The organism is Polaribacter sp., from assembly GCF_965660385.1.
Lineage (GTDB): Bacteria > Bacteroidota > Bacteroidia > Flavobacteriales > Flavobacteriaceae > Polaribacter.
In genome coordinates this window covers 1-4,162 of sequence record NZ_CBFHZT010000102.1, presented here as the reverse complement: position 1 = coordinate 4,162, position 4,162 = coordinate 1, and the positions used below count along the sequence as shown (strand labels likewise).

The following is a 4,162-nucleotide window of genomic DNA, read 5'->3' as shown; positions in this document are numbered from 1 at the left end:
GAGGTTTATTGTAAATGAAAAAAGTTTTAAAACAACAGTACCTGATATAACATTTATATGTTCAATTGTTGCGCATGATTTAATTAACCCCTACAATATTATTTTAGGATATACCAAGATTTTAAAAGACAATTATAGTACTTTGAGTGATGCCAATCGTATTAATTATATTGATAAAGTACATTCATACGCTAAAGCTAATTTTAATTTGGTAAATGGTTTACTAAAATGGGCTAAGCTACAATCTCGAGGTATAAGCATTAAAAATGAAGTTTTAAATGCAAATGATTATTTAAGGAAAATCGTAAAACCCTATCTTCCTTTACTTGATGAAAAAAAAATAAATTTAGTTATAGATGGCAAGGAAAATGAAGTATTTTATGCAGATAATAAATTCTTTAACATCATAATTGTTAATTTGTTTATCAATGCAATAAAATTTAGCAGAAAAAATGGCACTATTACCTTACAATTAAAAAAAGAGGGTAATTTTACACATATTATTGTACAAGATAATGGTGTTGGCATGAGTGAAGAGAAGTTAAAAGAAATCTTTAAGCTCTCTTGCATAACAAGTGAAATAGGCACAGAAGGTGAGCAAGGCACAGGTATGGGGCTATATATATGTAAAAAATTAATAGCTTACAAAAAATATTTTCACATTTAACGATATGCACTTTTGCTTCATGAAATTATTCAGAAATGATGTAAATTTGCCAATAATTTTGTGAATAATAATTTTACTTTTAAAAGAGTTTGGTGTTGATGAGCACAATAAATACAATGTATAATTTTACCTATTTTTGGCACATTTACGTTAAAAATGTCTCCAAACTTTTAAGAATAAATTTTGCAAAATCACACATTAAAAACAGCTGATATAGTGCTATAAATAAAACTAAAATTTGTACCTTAGTATAGGTATGTAGTATAATTTATGTCAATTTAATTTACCAATACTATAGGTATTTATTATAAATTTGCAATTTTTTAATTTGGTTAAGTGTAAAGCCATAAATTAACCAATTATTCTCTTAAGTATTTGTAAATATATGTCTAACATCAATAAATAAACGTTTGAATTGGTATTTGTAAAATCACTATGAAAAATAATAATTATGGAGAAAAATTTAACAGCTTATATAGTAGAAGATGATGTTTTAAATTTAGAATTATTAAAATTTCTAATTAATAAGTGTAATCCTAATATTTCTATCATTGGTGAAGCTAAGAATACAGATGAGTTTACAGGCTTAATGTTAGAAAATAAAGCAGATGTTCTTTTTTTAGATGTTGAATTAGAAGATGAGAAATCTTCTCTAGATATTTTAAATGATTTTAAAAATATAAAACCTGAAATTATCATTACAAGTTCATCTGAAGACTATGCACTGAATGCAATAAATGAATTTAATATTTTTTCATATTTAATTAAACCTTTAAATATTATAAAAATAAATAAGGCGTTATCGAAGTTAGAAAATGAATTAGAACAAAAAAGCGATAACAATGAATCTACGGATAATGTTTTAGCGGAAGGCATCATTGCTATACCCGACTTTAAATCAATTGAGCTTTTAGACATTTATAAAATATCTTATTTAGAGGCTGCTGGCAAATACACTGTGTTTCATTTAACTGACGGATCAAGTAGAACAGTTTCAAAAAATATCGGAAATTATGAACAGCAACTGCCAAAAAATGTATTTTTTAGAATTCATCACAAATTTTTAATAAACATCAATGAAACTAAAACTGTTTATAGGACAGATGGTCATTATTGTGTGCTTAAAAATGGTAAAAGTCTACCCATAGCTAAAAGAAGAATTGATGGGTTACGTAAGTATATTAATTTAAATTAATAAGTGTTTGGCTATTTGGTTTAGTGTAAATTATTGAAGAAATTATGCTTATATTCATGTTCAATTTTATTAAAAATTTTTCAATTACCAAGTTTTTAAAAGTAGTTTTATTTAGGTACATGTAACCCATTAATGTATTTCTATGCTCATTTACAATATTTTATATTTCACCATAAATTTATGGCTAAAAGAGTATATTAATGTAGTGAGTTGTGACTTTCCATCTATTAAAACGCAATAATTTCGATATTATTTTTTAAATTGTAAATGCAAATTAACCCCAAACTTTTTATGCAGTTTTTATATTCAAAAGTTACTTTTTAAGCAAAATAAAAAAAAATAATAGTTAAATAATCTCTTTAAAGAATTATTGTATAAACGATAGTTATTGTAAAATGGAATTAAATAAATCAGAACTTCAGGCATTATTAGAAATTACGTTAAATCAAAAAATTAACGGTCCTGAAAAAGTATTTCTACCACAAATTTTAAATCTATACAACAATACATTAAAGTGTCTACATGCTGATTTATACGAATTTGGAAAACAACCTAGTTTTACACAAAATCCAGATAAATTAAGTTTAGAATTGCATAAAAACTTAAATGAATTTACAAAAGATATTCATACTTCTAATAGTAACGCATTCCATAAGAAATTAGAGAATCACCATTTTTACGCTTTACCATTACATGAAAATGTATGGCTTCTTTTGGTAAGAAAGAGTGTTTTTTCAGAAAATATGTTTTTGCAGTTGATAAAAGTAGCAAGTCATTTAGGTGCTGAAATTAAGCAATCTAGAGAAAAAGAACGTCTTCAACTTTTAAAAAGACTTTTTGACAAATCCTTTGATTCAGTTCAAGTTTCTTATGAAAATGGTCAATTATTCTACATAAATGAAGTGGCATCTAAGAGGTTAGGTATCAAAAAAAGTGAAGTTAAAAATTATTATGTAAGTGATTTTGAAAAAATTTTCAAGAATAATGATAACGAATGGAAGAAACATGTTGACAACCTAAAAAAAGTAGGTCAGGTTATTGTAGAGGGTGAACACATTAATCAAAATAATATTCATTCAGTTCCTGTTGAGGTAAACGTTAAGTTAGCTAACATTAAAGATGAAAATTTTGTAATTGCTTTTTCTAGAGATATCACTAAAAGAAAAGAGCAAGAGCAAAAGTTATTACAAACATCGCAAAAGTTAGAAAGTATTTTTAATGAAATGACAGATATGGTTTATTCTATAAAAGTACCTTCCAATAAAGTTTTGTTTGTTACGCCATCCATAAAGTCTATTTTAGAAATTGATGAAAAAGAGTTTATGAATAACCCTAACATTTGTTTAAATATACTTTATTCAGAAAACAAAGACTTTTTATTCACTATAGAAAATGATCTTGATTTGTATGGTACATTTAGTGTAATAACTAAAATTAAAACGAAATCTGGAAAGGTAAAATGGATTAAAAACAAAGGAAAATATATCTATGATAAAAATTTAAAACCAATACGATTAGATGGTGTTATAACAGACATTACAAATGAGCATTTAATAGAAAAAGCACTTGATAACGAGATTAAACTTCGGGATGCTCTAATAGATATTGCAGCTACGTACATCAACTTAGAACCAAAATACCTAAATGATACCATTAATAAATCTCTTGAAAAAATGGGTAGATTTGTTAATGCTGATAGAGCTTATATTTTTGATTATGATTTTAAATTGAATACAACTTCAAATACATATGAATGGTGTAAAGAAGGCATAAGTCCAGAAATACAGAACCTTCAAAATGTACCAATAGAAGCTATTCCTCAATGGATAGAAAAGCATAAAAATGGAGACTCTTTTTATATTGAAGAAGTTGCTCTACTTAACGAGGAAGATCCTAATGAAAATGCATTAAAATCAATCTTAGCCCCTCAAAATATTAAGAGTTTACTTACCATTCCTATTTTAAGTAATAAGGAGTTAATTGGTTTTGTTGGCTTTGATTACGTAAATAATACTCATACCTATATTGAAAAAGAAAAGAAAATATTAGCGCTTTTTGGTATGATGCTCATTAATATTAGAAACAGGCAAAAATTAAATAATAAACTAAGAATTGAAGGTGAAAAGTTTCAGAATATTATTGCAAATATGAATTTAGGTTTATTAGAGTTAGACTTAGATAATAACGTAATATTTGCAAATCAAAGCTTTTGCGATATGTCTGGCTATGAACTAAATCAAATAAAAAGTAAAAATGCTGATGAAATTTTTTCAAATACTATAATTTCAACTGATAAATAT

At 25.6% G+C, this 4,162-nt stretch carries 3 protein-coding genes; all 3 read left to right on the top strand.

Annotated elements, in window-relative coordinates; genetic code table 11:
* Positions 1-667, top strand: a 667-nt coding sequence (locus ACTG3V_RS15115; RefSeq protein ID WP_439133007.1) for a sensor histidine kinase, incomplete at its 5' end; no start/stop codon positions are given.
* Between the two features lie 451 nt (positions 668-1,118).
* Positions 1,119-1,862, top strand: coding sequence for a LytR/AlgR family response regulator transcription factor (locus tag ACTG3V_RS15110; RefSeq protein ID WP_439133006.1), 744 nt, complete (start codon positions 1,119-1,121; stop codon positions 1,860-1,862).
* Positions 1,863-2,257: 395 nt separating this feature from the next.
* On the top strand, positions 2,258-4,162 hold a 1,905-nt coding region (locus ACTG3V_RS15105), incomplete at its 3' end, for a PAS domain S-box protein (protein ID WP_439133005.1).